Here is a 22,991-nt window from a genome sequence, read left to right as displayed (position 1 = left end):
ACCTGATTGTTATCTGCTCTGCGGAAAGGTCAGCTCGTCGGCGCCAATCTCGGCAAGATATGGCGCCAGCATGTCCGGTGTCACCTGATCGACATCAGGCGGCGACCATCTGGGATTGCGGTCCTTGTCGATGATCGCCGCACGCACGCCCTCGCGGAAATCGTCGCTGCGGAACACTTCGAGCGCCGCACGATACTCGCGCACCAGGCATTCCTCCAGGGACGCCGCACCGCGTGCCAATCGCAGCAGCTCGAGCGTCACGACCATGCCGCGCGGCGACTTCTCCTGCAGCGTCTTCAGCGTCGCCAACGCGAGCTCCGAGCCGTCCGCTTTCAAGGCGGCAAAGATGTCGTGCATGCTGTCATGGGCGAACCAGGCGTCGATCTTGGCCTGCTGCGCCGCCACCGGGCCGGACGTCTCCGACGTCGCGAAGCCTGCGATCAGCCGGTCGATCTCGATCGACAGCGTCCCCGGCCTGACTTTGGTCAGGACCTCGCGCAGCGCCGGCCATTTCTCGGTCGGCACCACGGCATCGGCAAAGCGCGCATGGATCGCATCGGGCCCGTTCATGATCTGCCCGGTCAGGCCGAAATAGGCGCCGAGTTCGCCGGGCGCGCGCGACAAGAGCCAGGTGCCGCCGACGTCGGGAAAGAAGCCGAGACCGACTTCGGGCATTGCGAGCTTGGTCTTCTCGGTCACGATGCGGTGGCGGCCATGCGCCGACAGCCCAACGCCGCCGCCCATCACCAGCCCGTCCATATAGGCGACATAGGGTTTTGGAAACGCCGCGATGCGCGCGTTCATGATGTATTCCTGGCGCCAGAACACCTTGCCGAGATCGCCATTCGTCTTCGAGCTCTCATAGAGCCCGCGGATATCGCCGCCCGCACAAAGTCCACGCTCGCCCGCGCCTTCGAGCACGACAATTGCGACGGCCGGATCGCCCTCGAACCGATCCAGCGCGGCGTCGATGCCCATCGACATCTCCAGCGTCATCGCGTTGATCGCCTTCGGCCGGTTCAGCCGGATGATGCCGGCCGAGCCTTCGCGGCGGACGATCAGGTCGCCTTCGATAGCCTCGGTCATCGCGCCGCCTCGATCAGCTTGCGCGACACGATCAGGCGCATGATCTCGTTGGTGCCTTCGAGGATCTGATGCACGCGCAGGTCACGCACGATCTTCTCGATGCCGTATTCGCTCAAATAGCCGTAGCCGCCATGCAGCTGCAGCGCCTGGTTGGCGACCTCGAAGCCGACATCGGTCCCGAAGCGCTTGGCCATAGCGCACAGCATGGTCGCGTCAGCATCCTTGCGGTCGAGCGCAGCCGCCGCGCGCCAGACGAAGGTGCGCGCCGCCTCCAACTCGATCGCCATGTCGGCGATGCGAAACTGCAGCGCCTGGAATTCGTCGAGCCGCTTGCCGAACGCCTTGCGCTCTTTCGTATAGGCCAGCGTCTTGTCGAGCGCCGCCTGCGCGCCGCCGAGCGAGCACGCGGCAATGTTGAGGCGGCCGCCGTCGAGCCCGGCCATGGCGATCTTGAAGCCGATGCCCTCCTCGCCGAGCCGGTTGGCCACCGGAACGCGCGCATTCTCGAAGATCACCGCGCGGGTCGGCTGCGCGTTCCAGCCCATCTTGCGCTCATTGGCGCCGAACGACACGCCGGGGGTATTGGCATCGATCACCAGGGTCGAGATGCCGCCGGGACCGTCGGCTCCCGTGCGAACCATCGCAACGAGGATATCCGTGGCGCCCGCGCCGGAGATGAACTGCTTCTGGCCGTTGAGCACGTAGTCGTCGCCCTCGCGCGCCGCGCGCGTGCGCAGCGCCGCCGCATCGGAGCCCGCGCCCGGCTCGGTGAGGCAATAGCTCGCGATCAGGTCCATGGCGCAGAGCTTCGGCAGGTAAGCCTGGCGTTGGGCCTCGGTACCGAAGGTGTCGATCATCCACGAGGCCATGTTGTGGATCGAGATGAAGGCCGACACCGTGGGGCAGCCCGTCGCCAGCGCCTCGAAGATCAGCGCCGCATCGAGCCGGCTGAGACCCGAGCCGCCGACATCGTCGCGGATGTAGATGCCGCCCATGCCGAGGCTTGCGGCCTCCCGCATCACATCGACGGGAAAATGCTTCTCCTCGTCCCAGCGCAGCGCATGCGGCGCGATCTTCTCCGCCGCGAAGGCGCGCGCCATGTCGCGCACCGCGATCTGATCCTCGTCGAGAGCGAACTGCATCCGTTCTCCGCGTTTCCTGGTCTTGTTTGTTGGCCGTGGCGCCTCTTCACACTCCGTCATTGCGAGCGAAGCGAAGCAATCCAGAGTCTTTCCGCGGAGGCAGCCTGGGTTGCTCCGCCGCTTCGCTCCTCGCAATGACGGAGTGGGAGCCCTAGCGGGCTCCCACTGTTGTCAGTTCATCTCATCACTTCATCAGCGGGATCGAGAATTCCGCGCCTTCCTTGACGCCGGACGGCCAGCGCGAGGTGACCGTCTTGGTCTTGGTGTAGAAGCGGATCGAATCCGGGCCGTGCTGGTTGAGATCGCCGAAGCCGGACTTCTTCCAGCCGCCGAAGGTGTAGTAGGCGATCGGCACCGGGATCGGCACGTTGATGCCGACCATGCCGACATTGACCTTGGCCGCGAAGTCGCGCGCGGCGTCGCCGTCGCGGGTGAAGATCGCGACACCGTTGCCGTAATCATGCTCCGACGGCAGCGCCAGCGCCTCGGCATAGTCCTTGGCACGAACGACCGACAGCACCGGCCCGAAGATCTCCTCCTTGTAGATCCGCATGTCCTTGGTGACGTTGTCGAACAGACAGCCTCCCATGTAGAAGCCGTTCTCATAGCCCTGCATCTTGAAGCCGCGGCCGTCGACGGCGAGCGTCGCCCCCTCCTTGATGCCGATGTCGACGTAGTTCTTCACGCGCTCGACCGCCTCGCGGGTGACCAGCGGGCCGAAATCGGCCGATGGGTCGACTGACGTGCCGATCTTGAGGCTTTCCACGCGCGGGATCAGCTTCTCCATCAGCCGGTCGGCCGTGGTCTTGCCGACGGGCACCGCAACCGACACCGCCATGCAGCGCTCGCCGGCCGAGCCGTAGCCGGCGCCGATCAGCGCATCGACGGCCTGGTCGAGATCGGCGTCGGGCATCACGATGGCGTGGTTCTTGGCGCCGCCGAAACACTGGCAGCGCTTGCCGTGGGCGGCGGCGCGCTCATAAATGTACTGCGCGATCGGCGACGAGCCGACGAAGCCGATCGCCATGATGTCCGGATCCTCGAGGATGGCGTCGACCGCCACCTTGTCGCCGTTGACGACGTTGAGGATGCCCGGCGGCAGACCGGCCTCGATCATCAGCTCGGCGAGCTTCATCGGCACGCCCGGATCGCGCTCCGACGGCTTCAGGATGAAGGCATTGCCGCAGGCGATGGCGGGAGCGAACTTCCACATCGGAATCATCGCCGGGAAATTGAACGGCGTGATGCCGGCAACGACACCGAGCGGCTGGCGCATCGAATAGATGTCGATGCCCGGACCGGCACCTTCGGTGTACTCGCCCTTCATCAAATGCGGAATGCCGCAGGCGAACTCAACCACCTCGAGGCCGCGCTGGATGTCGCCCTTGGCATCTGGAACGGTCTTGCCGTGCTCGCGGGCCAGCAGCTCGGCGAGCTGGTCGTAATCGCGCTGCGCGAGTTCCAGAAACTTCATCATGACGCGCGCTCGGCGCTGCGGATTGGTGGCGGCCCAGGCCGGCTGCGCGGCCTTGGCGTTCTCGACTGCGGCCCGGAGCTCGGCGCGGGACGCCAGCGCGACCTTGGCCTGAACGTCGCCGGTCATGGGCTCGAAGACATCGGCCGTCCGTCCAGACGTGCCCTTGACCTCTTTGCCGCCAATAAAATGGCCGATCGAACGCATGGGGTATCCTCCGCAGGGGTAAGCAGTGCCGAATTGGCCGGCATCTTGCAGTCTTTGCGGCGTTTGGGAAGGGTCTAAGCGCTGATCGGCGCTGCGAAAATGCCGCCCCTTCGCTCGGTCGGCACGATCACGGCAGACCCCGCGGCGTGCAGCGTGCCGCGTCCAGCATCCGAGCCGCGCGACGGATCAGCGCTTCTCGGCTACCACCTTCTTCACGGGCCTTTTTGCGGGTGCCCGCACAAGTGCCCTGCCCGCCGGCCCACCTCCGCTGGCGACGGCCAGCGCCACCTCGCGCCCGGAGTTCAGGATATCGTCTGACAATTCGCCGCTGCCCATGAGTCGCGCCATCACGAGCGTCCCCGCCAGCGTCGCGAGCATCGCCGAAGCCCGCTTCCGCGCAGTCTTGGCCGGTACGTCGACGATGTACTCGGCGAACAGGTCGATCAACTCTTCCAGCTTCGCAGCAAAGGCCTTGCGGGTCTTGGCGCTCTCGCGGGCGATTTCCGCTCCGAGCGCAGGAACCGCGCAGCCGTGACCGACATCGTCGCGATGGCCGGCGGACAGATAGCCGTCGACGATGGCCGAGAGCCGCTTCTGCGGCGGCAACTGGTCCAGCAGCTTGCGCCAATGCTCCATCGAACGATCGATCGCATAACCGAACGCCTCCACGACCAACGCCTCGCGCGAATCGAAATGCGCGTAGAAGCCGCCGTGAGTCAGTCCGGCCTCCTTCATCAGGTCTGCAACCCCGACACCATGAGCGCCACGCTCGCGCAGCCGCACCGATGCCTTGCGCACGATCCGCGCGTGGGTTTCCGCCTTGTGTTCCGGAGAGTAACGCATTGCCGTCCCATTGAATGTCTGCGGTCATACTATAACAGCTCTGCGTCCTGCTCGCTGCAGCTATTTGATGAATTCGAGTTGATCTAAATCAACTTCGCTGGCCTGATTTATTCCCGGCACACCCCTGTTGCCCAGGAACCCGACGAGGACGACCATGGACATGCTCAATTCCCACTGCGGCGTGAGTCGTGACGGCCAAGGCGTCGTTCGGCTGACGATCTGCAATGCAGGCGCGCTCAACATTCTCGGTTCGGCGGCGATTCTCGACGTGGAAGCCGGGCTGCGATCGCTCGCCTCCGACGCCGCCATTCGCGTTCTCGTTTTGGCCGGCGAAAGCGGGAAGAGCATGATCGGCGGCGCCGACATCAAGGAGATGGCAACGCTGGACCAGGCTTCAGCGGAAGCCTTCATCTCGCGACTTGCCGGGCTCTGCGAAGCGGTGCGACATTTTCCTGCCCCCGTGATTGCGCGGATGCCGGGGTGGTGTCTGGGTGGCGGATTGGAGGTCGCAGCGGCCTGCGATATCCGTGTCGCGGGACACGACGCCAAGTTCGGCATGCCCGAGGTGCGTGTCGGCATTCCCTCGGTCATTCATGCCGCGCTGCTGCCACGTCTCATCGGCTGGGGCCGCACGCGCTGGCTGCTGATGACCGCCGAGACGATCGACGCGCCGACCGCTCTCGCCTGGGGCCTCGTCGATGCCGTCGCCGTCGAGGGAGAACTCGACATCGCGGTCGAGAAGGCCGTGGCATCCCTGCTCGCCTGCGGTCCCGAAGCGCTGCGGACGCAGAAGGCTCTGCTGCGGCAATGGGAGGAGCTGCCGCTGAAGGAGTCCATCGAGATATCGATCGGCGCCTTCGGACGGTCGTTCCTCACCGACGAGCCGAAACGGCTGATGCAACATTTCATCGACCGCAAGCGATAGCAAGTTTCTCCAAGTCTCGCCTCGCAGATCCCGGCAGCCTCGCGCCAGCTTCACGACGGTTCAGCAGGGACCGCCGGGGTTTCCTCTTGCGAGAGATTATTATATGATGATTATCATATTTCATCAGAAAGCCTTGTCATGGCCTCGTCCGATTCCGTCGTGATCCTGTCCGCCGCCCGCACGCCGTTGGGCCGTTTCATGGGCGAATTCTCGCCGCTGAGTGCGAACAAGCTCGGCGCGCACGTGATCGGATCCGCGCTCGAACGCGCCACCGTTTCGCCCGATGCGGTCCAGGAGGTGTTCATGGGCAACGTGCTGTCGGCCGGCCAGGGCCAGGCTCCGGCACGGCAGGCCGCGCGCGGTTCCGGCCTGCCCGACGCCACCGGCGCCACCACCATCAACAAGGTCTGCGGCTCCGGAATGAAGGCCACGATGCTGGCGCACGACATCATTCGGGCGGGCTCCGCCGAGATCGTCGTGTCGGGTGGCATGGAGAGCATGAGCAATGCGCCATATCTGCTGACCAAGGCGCGCGGCGGCTATCGTGCTGGCCACGATCGGATCCTCGATCACATGATGCTGGATGGCCTGGAGGACGCTTATGAGACCGGACGCTCGATGGGCGATTTCGGCGAGGCCACGGCCGAGGCCTATCAGTTCACCCGCGCCGACCAGGATGCCTACGCCATCGAGACGCTGACGCGTGCGCGCAAGGCGGTCGAAGGCGGGGCGTTCAAGGCCGAGATCGCCCCGATCACGATCGTCGAGAAATCCGGCCCGCGCCTGGTCGCCAACGACGAGCATCCGCTCAAGGTCGATCCGGTGAAGATCCCGGCGCTGAAGCCGGCGTTCCGCAAGGACGGCACGATCACGCCCGCAGCGTCCTCCGCGAACGCGGATGGTGCCGCGGCGCTCGTGCTCGCCGCGCGGTCGCGTGCCGATTGCGACGGGCTGCCTGTCATCGCGGAGATCAAGGGCCACGCCACCCACAGCCAGGAGCCGCAATGGTTCACGACGGCGCCGATTCCGGCGATCGGGAAACTGCTCGACAAGGTCGGCTGGCGCGTCGAGGATGTCGACCTGTTCGAGATCAACGAGGCCTTCGCCGTCGTTGCCATGGCCGCGCAGCGCGACCTTGGCATCCCGCGTGACCGGCTGAACGTCAACGGCGGCGCCTGTGCGCTCGGCCACCCGATCGGCGCCACCGGCGCGCGGCTGATCGTGACGTTGCTGCATGCGATGGACGCGCGCGGGCTGAAGCGCGGCGTGGCCGCACTGTGCATCGGCGGCGGCGAGGCGACTGCGATCGCCGTGGAGCGACCCTGATGTCCTGAAACGAGGGAACTTAGCCATTTATGTCATTTGGGCGCCCTGGCAGAATGGGCGCGCAACCCCATTGTACTGAGAGCCTCATGATCTCGAACCAACTTGCAGCGATCCTTGGACGGCGCAACATCCATTACGGCTGGGTGATGGTCGCCGTGACGTTCTTCACGGCCCTGGTGTCCGCCGGCACGGTGGGCGCACCCGGCGTGTTCATCGTGCCACTCCAGCAGGAATTCGGCTGGAGCACCGCGGAGATCTCCTCGGCGCTCTCCATCCGCTTCGTGCTGTTCGGGCTGATGGCGCCGTTCGCCGCCGCCCTGCTCAACCGCTACGGCCTGCGCAACATCACGCTGCTGGCCCAGTTGATCGTGGTGTCGGCGCTGCTGGCGTCGCTCGCGATGACACAGGTGTGGCACCTCGTGCTGCTGTGGGGCGTCGTGATCGGCATCGGCACCGGCATGACCGCCTTGGTGCTGGGCGCGACCATCGCCACGCGCTGGTTCGTCGCGCGGCGCGGCCTCGTCGTCGGCATTCTCACGGCCAGCGTCGCCACCGGACAGCTGGTGTTCCTGCCGCTGCTCGCCAGCCTCACCGAGCGGCTCGGCTGGCGCGTCGCGCTCGGGCTGATCTGCATCATGCTCGGCGTTTCCGCCACCGCCGTGCTGCTGCTGATGCGCGATCGCCCGAGTGATCTCGGCCTCCGACCCTATGGCGACAACGACACCGACCCGATCGCCGCCCCCTCGCCCGTCACCACGCCGATCCTCGCCGCCGCCCTCGGCACCCTCCGCGACGCCTCGCGGGCGCCAGTGTTCTGGATGCTGTTTGCGACGTTCTTCATTTGCGGCGCCTCGACCAACGGCCTTGTCCAGGTGCATCTCATCCCGATGTGCCTCGACTTCGGAATTCCTCAGGTGCAGGCGGCGAGCCTGCTCGCCGCGATGGGCATGTTCGATTTCGTCGGCACGATCGTCTCGGGCTGGCTATCGGACCGGTACGACAATCGCTGGCTGCTGTTCTGGTACTACGGTCTGCGTGGTCTCTCGCTGCTGTTCCTTCCGTTCACCGACTTCTCGTTCTATGGCCTGTCGCTGTTCGCGATGTTCTACGGTCTCGACTGGATCGCCACCGTGCCCCCGACGGTGCGGCTGACGGCGCAGCGGTTTGGGCCCGAGCGGGCCAACCTGGTGTTTGGCTGGGTGTTCGCCGGACATCAGCTCGGCGCCGGCACCGCCGCGTTCGGCGCCGGCCTGTCGCGCACACTGCTCCAGAGCTACCTGCCGGCGTTCTTCACCGCCGGCGCGCTCTGCATCGTCGCGGCGCTTCTGGCGCTGGCGATCGCGCGGCAGGCGAAGCCCGCCGCGGCGTAAGCTCACGGCCGCGTCGTCATCGCCGTGGGCGGCCCGGGCGTGCGCAGCGGCTCGGCGAGGCGGGCGAACTCGCACAGCAGCGCGCGCGTCTTGCGGGGATCGATGACCTCCTCGACCCAGAACTTCTCGGCCGAGCGGAACGGCGAGCGCAGCTTGGTCAGCCGCTCCTCGATCTCCTTGAGCTTGGCCTTCGGATCCTGCGCGGCATCGATCTCGGCGCGATACGCCGCCTCGATGCCGCCCTCGAGCGGCAGCGAGCCCCAATGGGCCGACGGCCAGGCATAGCGGATGGAGAATCGATCGGCCGGCTGATGCACGACGCCAGCGACGCCGAAATTATTGCGCACGATCACCGTGCACCACGGCACCGTCGACTGGTTGACCGCCGCCATTGCGCGCACGCCGTGGCGGATGGTCGCGGCCTTCTCCGCCTCGAGGCCGACCATGAAGCCGGGACAGTCCATCAGGTAGACGATCGGCAGATGAAAGGTCTCGGCGAAGTCGACCCAGCGGATCACCTTCTGGCATGCATCCGCCGTCCACGAGCCACCGAAGTGATAGGGATCGCTCGCCAGCACCATCACTGCGCGGCCTTCGAGACGCGCGAGGCCGATGATGATCGGACGGCCATAGTTCTGCGCCACCTCGAAGAACGAGCCGTTGTCGACGACGGACTCGATGATCGGCCGCATCTTGTAGACGCGCCGGCGATCCCGCGGCACCGCGCTGATGAGCTGCTCGTCGACGCGCTGCGGATCGTCGGTGCAAGGCAAGGTCGGCGGCAGCTCGTAGACCGACGACGGCAGATAGGACAGGAAGCGCCGCGCGCAGGCGAACGCTTCCGCCTCGGTGTCGACCGCGTGGTCGACGCCGCCGGCCTTGGTCTGGATGTCGGCGCCGCCGAGCTCCATCTTGCCGAGGTCCTGGCCCAGCCGCTTCACGACCGGCGGCCCGGCGACGAACATCGCCGACTGCTTGGTCATCACCGAGTAGTGGCTCGCCGCGAGCCGCGCTGCGCCAAGCCCCGCGACCGAGCCGAGGCCGAGCGCGACCACCGGGACCAGCGACATGTTCTCGGTCGTGTAGCGGTACCAGCGATTGCCGCCGATGCCGCCGGGCAGATTGGCCGCGCCTTTGGTCTCGATCGTCTTGACCGAACCGCCGCCGCCGGAGCCCTCGATGATACGGATGATGGGCAGACGGAAGTCGTGCGCCATCTCCTCCGCCATCAACGGCTTGGCGGCGATTGAGGCATCGGCCGAGCCGCCACGCACGGTGAAATCGTCGCCGACCACGACCACGGTGCGGCCGTCGACGCGCGCGCGCCCGAACACGCAATTGGCGGGCGTGACGTGCTTGAGCTCGCCCTGCTCGTCATACTCGCCGAGGCCGGCGACCGCGCCGATCTCGTGAAAGCTGCCGGGATCGACGACGCCGTCGATGCGCTCGCGAACGGTGAGACGGCCCTGGTCGTGCTGACGCTTGACCTTGTCAGGCCCGCCCATCTCCCGCGCGAAGGCCTCGCGCCGGGCCAGTTCCTCGAGCTCCGGCTGCCAACTCATTCGTTCCCCCTGCCCCGGTGATGGTCTTGTTCTTGTGGTTAGTCTTCGCGTTCACCTGGAGCGGTTTTCTGTCCATCCGGTTGTTGAAGACGTCGGCTTCCGCGCCCTGCAGCAGCGCGGCGATGCTGCGGCCGAGCTCGCGCATCGGCTGGGCGACCTCGTCATGCAGCCGCTGCTCGTCGTACATCGCCGACAACAGCCCGATCGTGAGCACGACATAGGTCTGGTATTGCGGCGACCACAGCGGCAGCGCGACGCCATTGATGTGCGGACTCCACAGGCCGCAGGCCACGACGTAGCCATGCTCCTTGAGAAACTGTCTGTTGTGCTCGAGGCGTGGCCGCAGCAGCTTGGCCGCGTCAGGCATCTCGCGCTCCATCTCGGCCAGCAAGGCGTCGCCGACCTCCGGCTCGAGCGCGGCGACATAGGCATGACCGGCCGCGGTCGAGGCCATCGAGATGCGGCTGCCGGTGGTCTCATGCAGTCCGAGCGCATTCGCGGCGCGGCCGAACTCCAGATAGACGAGGTGGAAGCGATCGGGAATCACGAAGCCGACGGTGCCGGGCAACTGCTCCGCGACGTCCTGCAGCCGCTGCCGGATCAGATTGCGCAGCTGCAAGCCTCTGGTCATCGACGTGCTCATCGCCACGGCACTCGGGCCGATGCGGTATTTCTGATCGCGCGGCAGGTAGACCAGCTGGCCCATGCGCGTCAGCGTGTGCGTCAGCCGCGACACCGTCGACCGCGGCAGGCCGCAGCGGTTGGAGATTTCGAGATTGCCGAGCCGCGCCTCGTGCCCCTCGAAACAGCGAAGCACGTCGAACGCCCGCGACACCACCTGAATGACCTCGCCCTCGCCGGCGAGATCTCCGGGCAGCATGCTGCCCCTGCTCAATCGCTCAGACCGTCGTCCCATGCGTTTCCCACCAATTCCGTCATGCGGAATGATATTCCGCTTGTTGAACAAGCTAGCCCAGCCGTTTTGCCGTCACAACAGCAGACCGTCTCCAAAACCCGCCATTCTTCAGCGTGTTGGCACAAGACTCGGCATCCTCAGGCAATCGGCTGCAGGATGCGGGAGGGACGATCGTCGCCGGTTCCAACGCGCTGTACCGCAGCGGCGGCTTTCGATGGGCATCGCCTCTCGCGCATGGCAACACGGGACGGTCATCGCGCCCGCAAACCCGCTCAATCGGTGAGCAGCGGCAACATTTGACCAGCGTTGCGACAAGTGTGGGCTGGCTGCGCCGTCGCGGCTGCGACATAACCGGCGCGAGACCTTGTTCCCGCCGAGCTTGCCATGACCACCCACCCGAGGCCGATCCGACATCCGCAGCATTGGGCGACGGCCGCGATGCCGCCGCTGCAGCGCTTCCTGTCGGCCTGCCATGCCGACTTCTGGCCCGATCATGACGGCACCGTTGCGAACTACATCCCCGAGCTCGGCAAGGCCGACCCGGCGCATTTCGGCATCGGCCTCGCCACATTGGACGGCCACGTCTACGAGGTCGGCGACAGCCGCGTGCCGTTCACGATCCAATCGATGTCGAAGCCGTTCGTGTTCGCGCTCGCGCTCGATACGCTCGGCTCCGACGAGGTCGAGCGCGTGATCGGCGTCGAGCCGTCCGGCGATCCCTTCAATTCGATCCGGCTCAATGCGGAGAACCACCCGTTCAATCCGATGGTCAATGCCGGCGCGATCGCGTGCAGCGGCCTGATCCGCAAGGCACGTCAGAATGACGCCTTCGAGACCATTCGCGACGCGCTCGGCCGCTTCGCCGGCCGCAAGCTCGATGTCGACGACGCGGTGTTCGCGTCGGAAGCCGCCACCGGCGATCGCAACCGCGCGATCGCCTATCTGCTGCGGACGTCGGAGGTCATCAGGGAGCCTGTCGACGACGTGCTCGCGGTCTACTTCCAGCAATGCGCCGTGCTCGTCACCGCGCGCGACTGCGCGATCATGGCGGCCACGCTCGCCAATCGTGGCGTCAATCCCGTCACCGGAGAGCAGGTGGTGACGCCCTATGCGGTGTCGCGCACGCTGTCGGTGATGACCTCGTCGGGCATGTATGACTTCGCCGGCGAATGGATCTACCGCGTCGGCATTCCCGCCAAGAGCGGCGTCGGCGGCGGCATCCTGGCGAGCCTGCCCGCGCGGCTCGGGCTCGGCAGCTATTCGCCCAGGCTCGACGGTCACGGCAACAGCGTGCGCGGCATCAAGGTCTGCGAGGCGCTGTCGGCGCATTACGGCCTGCACATGCTCAACCGTTCCGACGATGCGCGCACCACGATCATCGCCGACTACGACATCGGCGCCAGCCCGTCGCGACGCAGCCGCCGCGCGCAGGAGCGCAACATCCTCGCCGCACATCCGGACGCGGTGCGCGTGCTCGAGCTGGTCGGCACGCTGTCGCTCTCCAACGTCGACTACGTCTCGCGCCAGCTTGCGGCGAGCACGCGACCGCAATTCGTCATCGTCGACCTCCATCGCGTCACCGCGATGACACAAGCAGGCGTGCGCCTGCTTTCCGAGCTGTTTCACGAGCTCGCCGACTTCGACGTGACCGTCGTGCTGTCGGGCATCCGCCGCAGCTCGCCGGAATGGCAGGAGATCGCGGCCCGCACCGGCGACATCAGGAACGTCCGCGACTTCTACCTGCTCGACGCCGCGATCGAATGGGCCGAGGACCAGATCGTCTATCGCTATGGCGGGGCGATCGACTTCCTCGAAACCACCGAGCTCGCCGAGCAGCCGCTGCTCGCCGGGCTCTCCGCGGACGAGCGCCACGAGCTCGCGGCGCTCGCGACCATCCGGCACTATCAACAGGGCGAACGCATCCTGGCGGCCGGCGATGCTGCGGCCTCGCTTTTCTTCCTGCGCTCCGGCGTCGTCCACGTCACCCTGCCCGACGGCATCCGGCTGGCGACGCTGACGGCGGGGCAATGCTTCGGCGAGATGGCGCTGCTGGAGCCCGTGCGCTCCGCCGACGTCGTCGCGGATTTCTCCGCCACCGCTTTCGAGATCTCGCTGGTGGATTTCGAGCGTTTCCGCGTGCGCCATCCGAAAGCCGGCGAGCGCATCATGCGCAATCTGGCGCAACTGCTGGCCGAGCGTCTGACGGTCGCCAATGCGCGGCTCAACCTGCTCGCGGCAGACTGATTTCAGTGCGTCGAAGTCAGTCATCGAAGCGTCGCACGCGGTCGAAGCAAACAAATACTCAAGGTTGTAATTCACAGTAACTAACGGCTTCTGGTCGATAATTCGCATCACTCGTATTTGTACGGGCTCGCCTAAACGTTACCGGGACTCGGTCGCAGGACAACCATAAGCGAGCCCAATTCACGCCGCATTACCCGACGATGTTCTGAACCGTCGATGAACGCCGAGTGGGGACTCGCGAAGCGAACGTCGAAGTGGGGTGTTCCGAGTAAAATTCCAGCCGACGTAGCGTGTGTATTTGCGCCACGGAGAGTCGTGTCCAGTGTCCAGGGAGGAAACGGCATGAAGGAAGCCACTAAGAGGGCAACGTCGGAGGCACTCGCGCATATGCTGGCGGTGACGTCCATGATCGTCATCGCCAGCGTCCTGTTCTACGGGCGATGAAGGGCTGTCTGGAGGTTCTGCGTCGCAGTTTCTTCATCGCCCGTAGGTAGGAATGTGAGCTTGATTGCTCACGCGAACGACCGAGTTGAGTTGCGTTTGAGTTAGTAGGCGTAGCGTAACAGTATTGTGTCAATCGCGCGGCGATCCGGGTCGGGACGAATTTTTCATGCGTATCGTCCCGCCTCGGCCGCCCGCGGTCGACCTTTTCAGACGTCGTTCTGTTCCCCATCTTCATTTGACTTTCCCGAAGTACGGCACGATGCCGCCTGCGAAGGTGACGAAGCGGGCCATGACGAGATCGCCGATCGCAAGTTCGTGGTCGCCATGGGCCATGATGCGAAAGCCCTCGCGCATATCCACCAGCACGATGTTGTAGGGCACATGCGCGCGCGTCTCCGGCGTCGCGGCACGACAGACCAATGATGCCGCATAGATGGTACCTTCGCCCGTCGCCGCGTGATCGGTGAGCGCAAGCGAGCCGCAGGCCGCGCAGAAGCCGCGGCGGAAATACTGCAGGTGGGCACAGCACGCACAGCGCTGAAAGCGAATCGCTGCAACGCCCCTGGTCCAGTCGGACGATTCGCTCATCGCACACGCTCCCAGAACATGCTGACATGCGACGACAGCACGCCGCCATCGCCGTGCAGCAGCGCCAGCGCTGCTTCGCGGACTTGGCGAGGTCCGGCGCGCCTCGTCATCTGCAGATGCGCTTCGCTCAGATGCGCCATGGCGCCGCCGACGCCGCAATGACCGTAGCTGAGCAGCCCGCCATGGGTGTTGAGCGGCACGGCGCCGTCGCGGCTGAAATGACCGGCCCTGACCCGCGCCGCCGCCTCGCCGCGGCCGGCGAGGCCGAGATCCTCGAGCAGCATGCAGAGCGTGATGCTGAAACTGTCATAGACGGCGGCGTAGTCGACGTCTTTGATGTCTACACCCGCTGCTGCCTTCGCCTTCGCGATCGCGATTTCGGTACCAAGCTCGCTCAAGGCCGGCGCCGCCGTGACGTGCTGATGCGTATGCGCCTGGGCACAGCCGCGCACGTGCACCGCAATCGCTCCGGTCGGCTCGCGGCTGACGACGATGGCGGCGCCGCCGTCGGACACCGGACAGCAGTCGAGCAGCTTGAGCGGCCGCGCCACCGGCTTCGATGCCATGACGTCCGCGATGGTGATCGGCTCATGGAATTGCGCGCCGGGATGATCGAGCGCATGCGCCCGCATCAGCACGGCGAACTCGGCGAGGTCATGCTCGGTGACGCCGTATTCGTGCATGTAGCGCGAGGCGACGAGGCCGTAATAGGCAGGGATGGTCGGCCCGAGCGGCAGCTCATAATCGGGATGGCCGACCTGGGCCAGCGCCTGGATCGACGCATCGCGGCTCTGCCCGGTCAGCCGGTTCTCTCCGGCGACCACGAGCATGTGCCTGACGACGCCGGCTTCGACCAGGTGATGCGCGAGCATCACCATCGCGAGCCCGGTGGCGCCGCCGACCTGCACCGCATGGGCGTAAGAGGGTGTGATGCCGAAGTGCTCGGCGAACACGGTTGCGAGCATGATGTGCGGCGACACCGTGGAATAGCCGCACAGGATGCCGTCGATGTCGCGCCGCGTCAGCCCGGCATCATCCAGCGCAAGCTGCGCCGCCATGCTCATCAGGTCGAGCGACGAGCGGCCGTCATGCCTGCCGAACGAGGTAAGCCCGGTGCCGGTGATGTAGGTCATGGTCCCCACCACGAGCGCCGCTGCGCCCCCCTCCCCCTTGTGGGGCGGGGTCGGGGGTGGGGATGGCCGCACGACGAGCCTTCGTGGGGTACCCCCCTCCCTGCCCCTCCCCCACAAGGGGGGCGGGAATGCAGGCATTGTGCGTCCATCACGATTGCGTTCATCATCTCAGTCAGAACCCATCTCAATACGACTTCGGCAAACCGAGGACCTTCTCAGCGATGAAGCTGAGGATCAGTTGCGGGCTGATCGGGGCGATGCGGGGGATCAGGGATTCCCGCAAATAGCGCTCGACGTGATACTCGCGCGCATAGCCGAAGCCGCCATGGGTCATCACCGCCTGCTCGCAGGCGTGGAAGCCGGCTTCGGCGGCGAGATATTTCGCGGCGTTCGCCGCCGGGCCGCAAGGCCGGCCCTGGTCGTACTGCCAGCCGGCCTGCAGCACCATCAGCCACGCGGCCTCCAGCTCCATCCAGTTCTTCGCCAGGGGATGCTGGATGCCCTGGTTCTTGCCGATTGGGCGATTGAACACGTTGCGCACCTTCGCATAGGCCGACGCGCGCGACAGTGCGAGATGACCGAGCCCGACGGCTTCGGCGGCAATCAGGATACGCTCCGGATTCATGCCGTGCAGGATGTAGTCGAAGCCGCGCCCCTCCTCGCCCAGGCGATCCTCGACCGGAATCTCGACATCCTCGAAGAACAGCTCATTGGAGTCGACCGGCTTGCGGCCCATCTTCTCGATCTCGTGCACCTTGATCCGGCTGCGGTCGAAATCGGTGTAGAACAGGCTGAGCCCATGGGTCGGGCGCTTCACCTCCTCCAGCGGCGTCGTGCGCGCCAGCAGCAGAATCTTCTCGGCGACCTGCGCGGTCGAGATCCACACCTTCTGGCCGTTGACGATGTAGCGGTCGCCCTTGCGCACGGCACGCGTCTTGAGCTGGGTGGTGTTGAGGCCGGTGTTCGGCTCGGTCACGGCGAAGCAGGCCTTCTCGCTGCCATCGACGATGCCCGGCAGCATCCGCGCACACTGCTCTTTGGTCCCGAACACGACGACCGGATTGAGCCCGAACACGTTCATGTGGATCGCCGAGGCACCGGACATGCCGGCGCCGGATTCGGCGATGGTGCGCATCATGATCGCAGCATCGAGAATGCCGAGCCCGGAGCCGCCATACGCCTCCGGGATGCAGATGCCGAGCCAGCCAGCCTCGGCCAAGGCCCTGTGGAAGTCGGCGGGAAAACCGCCCTCCTTGTCCTTCTTCAGCCAGTAGGCATCGTCGAAGCGAGCACAGATTTTGGCCACCGCATCGCGGATCGATTCCTGGTTGGCGGAGAGCGCGAAATCCATCGTCTCACTCCCTGGCAGGCGCCGGCGTCGTCACGCCGTCGCGGATCATCGCGGCGATCTCCTCGTCCGAGAAACCAAGCTCGTGCAGGATAACCGCGCCATGCTCGTTCGGCCGTGCCGCCAGACGCAGCGGCTCGGCCTTGGTCTCGGACCAGGTCGCGGACACGCGGGTGCTGCGGATCGGACCTTCGGTCGGATGTTCGACCACGGGAAAGAAATCGGTCGCCACGAGGTGCGGATCGTTCAGCAGGCTTTCGAGGTCGTGCATCGGCATGACCGGCACATCGGCGGCATCCAGCAGATCGGTCCATTCGGCCGTGGTGCGCGTCTGAAAGATGCGCGCGAGCTCGGCATAGACGAAATCGATGTTGGCGGCACGCCGGGCAAAGCTGTTGAACCTGTCATCCGCGCGCAGGTCGGTGCGGCCGGACGCGGTGAAGAACGCGTCCCATTGCTTGTCGTTGTAGACGATCACGCAGATATGGCCGTCGGCGGTCTTGTAGGGCCTGCGGTCGGGCGACAAATGCCGCGCATAGCCGCCCTTGTCGAGCGGGGGCTGGTAGGTGAGCCCGCCCATGTGGTCGCCCATGATGAAGGCCGACATGGTCTCGAACATCGGCACGTCCAGGCGCTGGCCGCGCCCGGTGCGGCCACGGTGCACGAGGCTGGCGCAGATGGCACCGACCGCCGTCAGGCCGACGATGCGGTCGACCAGCGCATTGGGCACATAACGCGGCGTGCCGTCACCGGCGACCGCCATCAGATGCGACAGCGCCGCCCCGCCCTGGATCAGATCGTCATAGGCCGGTTTGGCCGCATAGGGACCATCCTGGCCGAAGCCGAACACACCGGCATAGACCAGCCGCGGATTGAGCGCGGAGACCACGTCATAGCCGAGGTTCAGCCGCGCCATCGCCTGCGGCCGGATGTTGTAGAGCAGGACGTCGGCGTCCTTGATGAGCCGCAGCGCGGCCTCGCGTCCCCTGGGCTTCTTGAGGTCGAGGCAGATCACGCGCTTGCTGCGGTTGGTATTGAGATAGACCGGCCCCATGCCCGGATGATGCCACGGGCCGATCTTGCGGGTGACGTCTCCTTCCGGCGATTCCACCTTGATGACATCGGCGCCGTAGTCGCCGAGCGTCTGGGCGGCATACGGCCCCATCAGCACGGTGGTCATGTCGATGACCTTGATGCCCGCAAGCGGTCCCATCGTGGCGTCGGCTCCCTCGATCCTTGTTGTCGCCAGAGCTAACGGCACCTGATGTTCCCTAGCAAGCCGCCGCGCGGGTATGGGGCCATGCGTCAGATCCCCCGCCGCAACATTCCGTGTCGCGGATCACGGACGACGACCGCCGCGCTGCACCAGATGTTCCCCGCCGCGAGCTGCATTCTAGGATTCCATTTCAGCGTTCAGGTGTGTCAGCATGCCGGTCCAACATCCAAAACAAACACGAGGGAGAACACTCATGACGCTCTATCAGGGCAAATGCTTCTGCGGCGCGGTCGAGATCGAGGCCGATGGCGAGCCGGAGGCGATGGGCTATTGCCACTGTTCGTCGTGCCGCTCCTGGTCGGCCGGTCCGGTCAACGCCTTCACCCTGTGGAAGCCTGCGAACGTGCGGGTGACCAAGGGGGCTGACGCGATCGGCAGCTATCACAAGACCGACATGAGCCACCGCAAATACTGCACCAAGTGTGGCGGGCATCTGATGACCGACCACCCGCCGCTCGGCATGATCGACGTCTATGCCGCGACGATTCCGACGCTGAAGTTCACGCCCGGTGTGCACGTCAACTACGCGGAGACGGTGCTGCCCATCAGGGATGGCCTGCCGAAGCTGAAGGATTTCCCGGCGGAGTTCGGCGGCTCCGGCGAGATGATGCCGGAGTGAGACAAGGTCTGCTTTTCGCAAGCACCCAAGCATCGATGGCCTCGCGACAGGATCTGTCCGAGCTGTGCTGATCGAAGCCGCCCCCTTCGAAACAGAGGGCGCAGGGAAGGCCGGGTGCCGACTGGCACCCGTGGCCCCCGTGCGAAAGAAAGCACGGGGAGAGAACCACAGGTTCAGCCGGACCGACCCGGCCTTCCCTGCGCGATGGTTTTCACGCTTATTTCGCGCTCTCCTCGGTGCGCCGGCTTTTGGCCACCGTCGTCCTTGGGGATCATCATGCCCCGCGAACTTGGCATCAGCGTCGGGATGCCGGGACCACGCGACTTCACGTCCGCGCCATGCCGTTCGTCCGCGCAGACAAGCTACGCTGCGACACGTCGCGGCCACCGCCTCCCTGCCTCAACGTTCGTGACGATCGCGAAGCGCCCCTCGTGGCGAAGCAGGATGGGGAGAGTGAAGCATATTTTCTGGAAAAGCGAAACATGAATATTTTTGACCAGGGGACTGGACAGGCCAAATCAGCTTGAAGGCGCTGGCGAAATTCGCCGCTTGGCCGATCCCGGCAGAGTTCCGCAAAAGCGCATGGGGATGATGCGCTCCGGCCCGCGGAAATGGATGGTGAAGGGAGCACGGAGTTCCGTATGATCTGCGGCGAGCCATCACGGGGTGCCCTGATCAATGCCCGCCGATCTCGTCCAGACCTTCCGCGCGTTCGCCTACAACAATGCCTGGGCCAATCACCGGCTGCTGACCGCCTGCGGCCAGCTCAGCGCCGAGGATTTCGCTGCCGAGCGCAGCGGCTTTTTCCCCAGCCTGCAGCGGACGCTGAACCACATCTACATCATCGACCTGTTCTACATCGACGCGCTGGAAGGCGGCTGGCTCGGCCCGATGGCGTGGCAGAACGAGGTGCCGTTCCCGCGCCTCGCAGATCTTGCGAAGGCGCAGGGCGCGATGGACCGCCGGCTGATTGCTTTCTGCGAGGCGCTCACGCCGGCGCGGCTCGACGACACCGTCCGCATCAACCGCGAGAGCCGGGTGCAGAACGAGCGCTGCGACCGGCTGCTGCTGCACCTGTTCCAACACGACATCCATCACCGCGGCCAGGCGCATGCCATGCTGTCGAGCACCAGCGTCAAGCCGCCGCAGCTCGACGAGTTTTTCCCTGCGGATGATTCAAGCTTGCGGGCGAAGGATTTCGCCGAGCTGGGGTTCAGCGAGGAAAAGGTGTGGCGGAGCTGATACACGCGTGGCTTCCCTCCCTCCGTCATTCCGGGGCGCGCGCAGCGCGAGCCCGGAATCCATAGCCACAACCGGCCGTCGGGCGCGAGATGCTCGTGGCGCCTGCCTTCGACACACCTCGTCCTGTGGTTATGGATTCCGGGCTCATTCGCGCTGCTTCAAAATGGCTTCGCCATTTTGCGCGCGAATGCCCCGGAATGACTGGGAGGAAGGATCAGCACGAGGCATTGGCCCACACCTCGCGCGGAAGCCGGTACATCACCTGCCGGCGCAACGGGCTGTCCGCCTCGACTCGCGGATGATCGAAATCCGACGCCTCGTTCCTGATCATGCCGAGCTTGCGCATGACGTTCTGTGACGCCTGATTGGCCGGCGCGGCATAGGCGATGATCTCGTGGAGGCCGAGCTCATCGAAGCCGAACGTGAGCGACGCCCGCGCCGCCTCGGTCGCAATCCCCCGCCCCCAGGCCGCGCGCGCCAGCCGCCAGCCGATCTCGACCGCCGGCGTGAACGGCGCATCGAAGGCGACGCGGAACAGGCCGGTGGCGCCGAGGAAAGTGCCGGTGGCGCGGTCTTCGACCACCCAGAAGCCGAAGCCGTGCGCGGCCTGATGGGCGATCTGGAAATCGATCCACCGGTCCGAGTCCTGCCGCGTTGGCAGCGCGCGGAGGAATTGCATCACGGCCGGATCGGCGGACATCGCCGCGAACGGCGCGCGATCGTCATCGCGCCACTCGCGCAAGGTCAGGCGTTCGGTGGAGATGATCATGATGGGCAATCGGACCAGTCAATGACAAAGAGCTTCCGCATGGCGGAAGCTCTCCTGTATCACCGTCGTTGCGAGGAACGCAGCGACGAAGCAATCCAGAGCGGCACGCGCGGCCCCGGATTGCTTCCGCCGTCGCCTTTCGGGCTATGGCGGACAAGTCGCTTCGCTCGCAATGACGGAGGATGGACCTCGCCTACTTCGCTGGCTCCAGGATCGACACGTAGTTGGCCACGGCCGCGCCGCCCATGTTGAAGATGCCGCCGAGCTTGGCGTTGAGGAGCTGCATGCCCTCGGGCGCAGAGCCGGTGAGCTGCATGGCGGTCATGACGTGCATGGAGACGCCGGTGGCGCCGATCGGGTGGCCCTTGGCCTTGAGGCCGCCGGACGGATTGACCGGCAGCTTGCCGTCCTTGAGCGTCCAGCCCTCCTTGATGGCGCGGGCACCCTGCCCCCGCGGCGTCAGGCCCATCGCCTCGTACTCGATCAGTTCGGCGACCGTGAAGCAGTCATGGGTCTCGACGAAGGAGAGATCGGAGAGCGTGACGCCGGCTTTCTCCAGCGCGCGCTGCCAGGCCACGGTGCAGCCCTCGAAGGCGAGGATGTCGCGCTTGGACATCGGCAGGAAATCCTGCGCATGTGCGGTGGCGCGCACGTTCACTGCCTTGGCGAAGGACTTCGCGGTCTCGCTGTCGGTCAGCACCAGAGCGGCGGCGCCGTCGGACACCAGCGAGCAGTCGGTGCGCTTCAGGGGGCCGGCCACGTAAGGGTTCTTCTCGCTCTCGGAGCGGCAGAACTCGAAGCCGAAATCCTTGCGCATCTGCGCATAGGGATTGGCGACGCCGTTCCTGTGGTTCTTGGCGGCGATCAGCGCCAGCGCGTCGGACTGGTCGCCGTACTTCTGGAAATAGCCCTGCGCGATCTTGCCGAACACGCCGGCGAAGCCGCCGACGGTGTCGCCGTCCTCCGGCAGGTAGGACGCCTTGAGCAGGTTCTTGCCGATCTCCGGGCCCGGTGTGCGCGTCATCTGCTCGACGCCCACGACCAGCACGATTTTCGCGGCGCCGGCGGCGATGGCGCGGATGCCCTGGTGCACGGCGGCCGAGCCCGTCGCGCAGGCGTTCTCGACCCGGGTCGCCGGCTTGAAGCGCAGCGCCGGATCGGCCTGCAGCACCAGCGAGGCGGTGAAATCCTGGGGCGAGAAGCCCGCGTTGAAATGGCCGAGCACGATCTCGTCGACGTCACCGGCCGAGATGCCGGCGTCGGCGATCGCCTCATTGGCGACCTTGACGACGAGGCTCTCGACGGTCTCGGCGTCGAACTTCCCGAACGGCGTATGCGCCCATCCGACGATGCTGGCGGTCATGCTCTCTCTCCCGAATGTCTCCCTGCCCCTCAAATGGCGCTTTGCGCCATGTGAGTCCAGAGGCTGGCGGCCGTCTCAGGCCACGAACTTGCCACCGAGCTCATCCTCAATGTGAATCCGGATGATGTCGTCGAAGGTCTTTTCCTCGGTGGTGAAGCCGAGTTCGCGAGCCCGCTTGGCCTCGAAATTCCGCGGCCAGCCGGCGACGATGCCCACAATGAAGGGATCCGGCTCCCGCTTGATGCGATCCGCCACCTTGTCGCCTGCCACGCGACGCAGGGCTGCGATCTGCTCGCCAACCGTCGCCGACAGGCCGGGCATGGTCAGGTTCCGGCGTGGGCCGATCTTGGCCGTGTCCATGGTTGCGGCATGCAGGAGGAAGCCGACCGCCGAGCGCGGCGTGGCGTGCCAGTGGCGGACGTCCTCGGACACCGGCAGCACGGCCTCCTTGCCGGCCAAGGGCTCGCGCAGGATGTTGGAGAAGAAGCCGGAGGCGGCCTTGTTGGGCGCGCCGGGGCGGATGCAGATGGTCGGCAGGCGGATGCCGACGCCGTCGAAGAAGCCGCGGCGGCTGTAATCGGCCAGCAGGAGCTCACCGATCGCCTTCTGGGTGCCGTAGCTGAGCAGCGGCGCATTGACGAACTCGTCGCCGATGGCCTCGGGGAACGGCGCGCCGAACACCGCGATCGAGGAGGTAAAGACCAGCCGCGGCTTGTAGCCGTCGCCGATCAGCCTGACGGCGTCGAACAGCATCCGCGTGCCGTCGAGATTGATGCGGTAGCCCTTGTCGAAATCGAGCTCGGCCTCGCCGGAGACGATCGCGGCGAGGTGGAAGATCACGTCGGGACGGCCGGCGACGAGCTTCTCCGCAAAGCCTGGGACGGCGAAGTCCCCGGCGATGGTGTCGACGGCGATGGACGTGTCGGGCTTAGACGGCGCGACGATGTCCTGCAGCGTCATGCGAGTGATGGCCTTGTCGCCGAGGCGGCCGTCGCGGACGAGACGCTCGACCAGCTTGCGCCCGACCATGCCGGCGGCGCCGAGAACGAGAATATGCAAGGGTATGCTCCTTCAAATGCAACGATTGGGCGTGGTCTCAACGTTCGTCATTGCG

At 65.8% G+C, this 22,991-nt stretch carries 19 protein-coding genes; 6 read left to right on the top strand and 13 right to left on the bottom strand.

Annotated elements, in window-relative coordinates; all coding sequences use genetic code 11:
- Positions 1 to 9: 9 nt before the first annotated feature.
- The 4 genes from QX041_RS05140 to QX041_RS05125 all read right to left on the bottom strand — a co-directional run bounded on the left by QX041_RS05140 (position 10) and on the right by QX041_RS05125 (position 4,752).
- The gene (locus tag QX041_RS05140; protein ID WP_315827398.1) at positions 10 to 1,086 is read right to left on the bottom strand and encodes an enoyl-CoA hydratase/isomerase family protein; all 1,077 of its coding nucleotides are present in this window, start codon (positions 1,084 to 1,086) and stop codon (positions 10 to 12) included.
- Positions 1,083 to 2,228: an acyl-CoA dehydrogenase family protein gene (locus QX041_RS05135; protein ID WP_315714438.1), complete on the bottom strand. Its 1,146-nt coding sequence runs from the start codon at positions 2,226 to 2,228 to the stop codon at positions 1,083 to 1,085. The genes QX041_RS05140 and QX041_RS05135 overlap by 4 nt, the downstream gene beginning before the upstream one ends.
- A gap of 184 nt (positions 2,229 to 2,412) precedes the next feature.
- Positions 2,413 to 3,909 (bottom strand): CoA-acylating methylmalonate-semialdehyde dehydrogenase, encoded by a 1,497-nt coding sequence (locus QX041_RS05130; protein WP_315827397.1) that lies wholly within the window; start codon positions 3,907 to 3,909, stop codon positions 2,413 to 2,415.
- A 186-nt stretch (positions 3,910 to 4,095) separates the two neighbouring features.
- Positions 4,096 to 4,752, bottom strand: coding sequence for a TetR/AcrR family transcriptional regulator (locus tag QX041_RS05125; RefSeq protein WP_315827396.1), 657 nt, complete (start codon positions 4,750 to 4,752; stop codon positions 4,096 to 4,098).
- A gap of 154 nt (positions 4,753 to 4,906) precedes the next feature.
- Between QX041_RS05125 and QX041_RS05120 the strand changes: the two genes are divergently transcribed.
- The 3 genes from QX041_RS05120 to QX041_RS05110 all read left to right on the top strand — a co-directional run bounded on the left by QX041_RS05120 (position 4,907) and on the right by QX041_RS05110 (position 8,373).
- Positions 4,907 to 5,677 carry an enoyl-CoA hydratase gene (locus QX041_RS05120; protein WP_316164613.1) on the top strand — a complete coding sequence of 257 codons (771 nt, stop codon included), beginning with the start codon at positions 4,907 to 4,909 and terminating at the stop codon, positions 5,675 to 5,677.
- Positions 5,678 to 5,815: 138 nt separating this feature from the next.
- On the top strand, positions 5,816 to 7,003 hold the full coding sequence (locus QX041_RS05115; RefSeq protein ID WP_316164612.1) for an acetyl-CoA C-acyltransferase: 1,188 nt from the start codon (positions 5,816 to 5,818) through the stop codon (positions 7,001 to 7,003).
- Positions 7,004 to 7,089: 86 nt separating this feature from the next.
- Positions 7,090 to 8,373, top strand: a complete 1,284-nt coding sequence (locus QX041_RS05110) for an MFS transporter (RefSeq protein WP_315714443.1) — start codon at positions 7,090 to 7,092, stop codon at positions 8,371 to 8,373.
- A gap of 2 nt (positions 8,374 to 8,375) precedes the next feature.
- Here the strand turns inward: QX041_RS05110 and QX041_RS05105 are convergent, their stop codons facing one another.
- Both QX041_RS05105 and QX041_RS05100 read right to left on the bottom strand, forming a co-directional pair.
- Complete coding sequence (locus QX041_RS05105) at positions 8,376 to 9,935, bottom strand: acyl-CoA carboxylase subunit beta (protein WP_316164611.1); 1,560 nt, start codon at positions 9,933 to 9,935, stop codon at positions 8,376 to 8,378.
- The gene (locus QX041_RS05100) at positions 9,865 to 10,851 is read right to left on the bottom strand and encodes an IclR family transcriptional regulator (protein WP_316164610.1); all 987 of its coding nucleotides are present in this window, start codon (positions 10,849 to 10,851) and stop codon (positions 9,865 to 9,867) included. Before QX041_RS05100 ends, QX041_RS05105 begins: the two co-directional genes overlap by 71 nt.
- A gap of 384 nt (positions 10,852 to 11,235) precedes the next feature.
- Between QX041_RS05100 and glsA the strand changes: the two genes are divergently transcribed.
- A complete protein-coding gene (gene glsA / locus QX041_RS05095; RefSeq protein WP_316164609.1) occupies positions 11,236 to 13,095 on the top strand; it encodes a glutaminase A in 1,860 nt (619 codons plus the stop codon).
- 675 nt (positions 13,096 to 13,770) lie between these two features.
- Here glsA and QX041_RS05090 read toward each other — a convergent pair.
- The 4 genes from QX041_RS05090 to QX041_RS05075 form a co-directional block, all read right to left on the bottom strand.
- Positions 13,771 to 14,127, bottom strand: coding sequence for a Zn-ribbon domain-containing OB-fold protein (locus tag QX041_RS05090; RefSeq protein WP_316164608.1), 357 nt, complete (start codon positions 14,125 to 14,127; stop codon positions 13,771 to 13,773).
- Complete coding sequence (locus QX041_RS05085; protein WP_316164607.1) at positions 14,124 to 15,260, bottom strand: thiolase family protein; 1,137 nt, start codon at positions 15,258 to 15,260, stop codon at positions 14,124 to 14,126. Before QX041_RS05085 ends, QX041_RS05090 begins: the two co-directional genes overlap by 4 nt.
- A gap of 184 nt (positions 15,261 to 15,444) precedes the next feature.
- Positions 15,445 to 16,611: an acyl-CoA dehydrogenase family protein gene (locus QX041_RS05080; RefSeq protein ID WP_316164606.1), complete on the bottom strand. Its 1,167-nt coding sequence runs from the start codon at positions 16,609 to 16,611 to the stop codon at positions 15,445 to 15,447.
- Positions 16,612 to 16,615: 4 nt separating this feature from the next.
- Entirely contained in the window at positions 16,616 to 17,821 is a 1,206-nt protein-coding gene (locus QX041_RS05075; protein WP_316164605.1) for a CoA transferase, read from the bottom strand.
- Positions 17,822 to 18,077: 256 nt separating this feature from the next.
- Between QX041_RS05075 and QX041_RS05070 the strand changes: the two genes are divergently transcribed.
- Positions 18,078 to 18,503: a GFA family protein gene (locus QX041_RS05070; RefSeq protein WP_315749742.1), complete on the top strand. Its 426-nt coding sequence runs from the start codon at positions 18,078 to 18,080 to the stop codon at positions 18,501 to 18,503.
- Between the two features lie 678 nt (positions 18,504 to 19,181).
- Positions 19,182 to 19,745, top strand: coding sequence for a DinB family protein (locus QX041_RS05065; RefSeq protein ID WP_316164604.1), 564 nt, complete (start codon positions 19,182 to 19,184; stop codon positions 19,743 to 19,745).
- A 214-nt stretch (positions 19,746 to 19,959) separates the two neighbouring features.
- Here the strand turns inward: QX041_RS05065 and QX041_RS05060 are convergent, their stop codons facing one another.
- From QX041_RS05060 to denD, 3 genes are all read right to left on the bottom strand, one after another.
- The gene (locus tag QX041_RS05060; RefSeq protein ID WP_316164603.1) at positions 19,960 to 20,514 is read right to left on the bottom strand and encodes a GNAT family N-acetyltransferase; all 555 of its coding nucleotides are present in this window, start codon (positions 20,512 to 20,514) and stop codon (positions 19,960 to 19,962) included.
- A gap of 193 nt (positions 20,515 to 20,707) precedes the next feature.
- Positions 20,708 to 21,877, bottom strand: a complete 1,170-nt coding sequence (locus tag QX041_RS05055; protein WP_316164602.1) for an acetyl-CoA acetyltransferase — start codon at positions 21,875 to 21,877, stop codon at positions 20,708 to 20,710.
- 75 nt (positions 21,878 to 21,952) lie between these two features.
- Complete coding sequence (denD, locus tag QX041_RS05050) at positions 21,953 to 22,936, bottom strand: D-erythronate dehydrogenase (RefSeq protein WP_315749735.1); 984 nt, start codon at positions 22,934 to 22,936, stop codon at positions 21,953 to 21,955.
- Positions 22,937 to 22,991 lie beyond the last annotated feature (55 nt).

The sequence above is a fragment of the Bradyrhizobium sp. SZCCHNRI2009 genome, assembly GCF_032485115.1.
GTDB lineage: Bacteria > Pseudomonadota > Alphaproteobacteria > Rhizobiales > Xanthobacteraceae > Bradyrhizobium.
The sequence above is the reverse complement of the archived record's forward strand: the minus strand, read 5'-3'. Positions and strand labels throughout refer to the sequence as shown.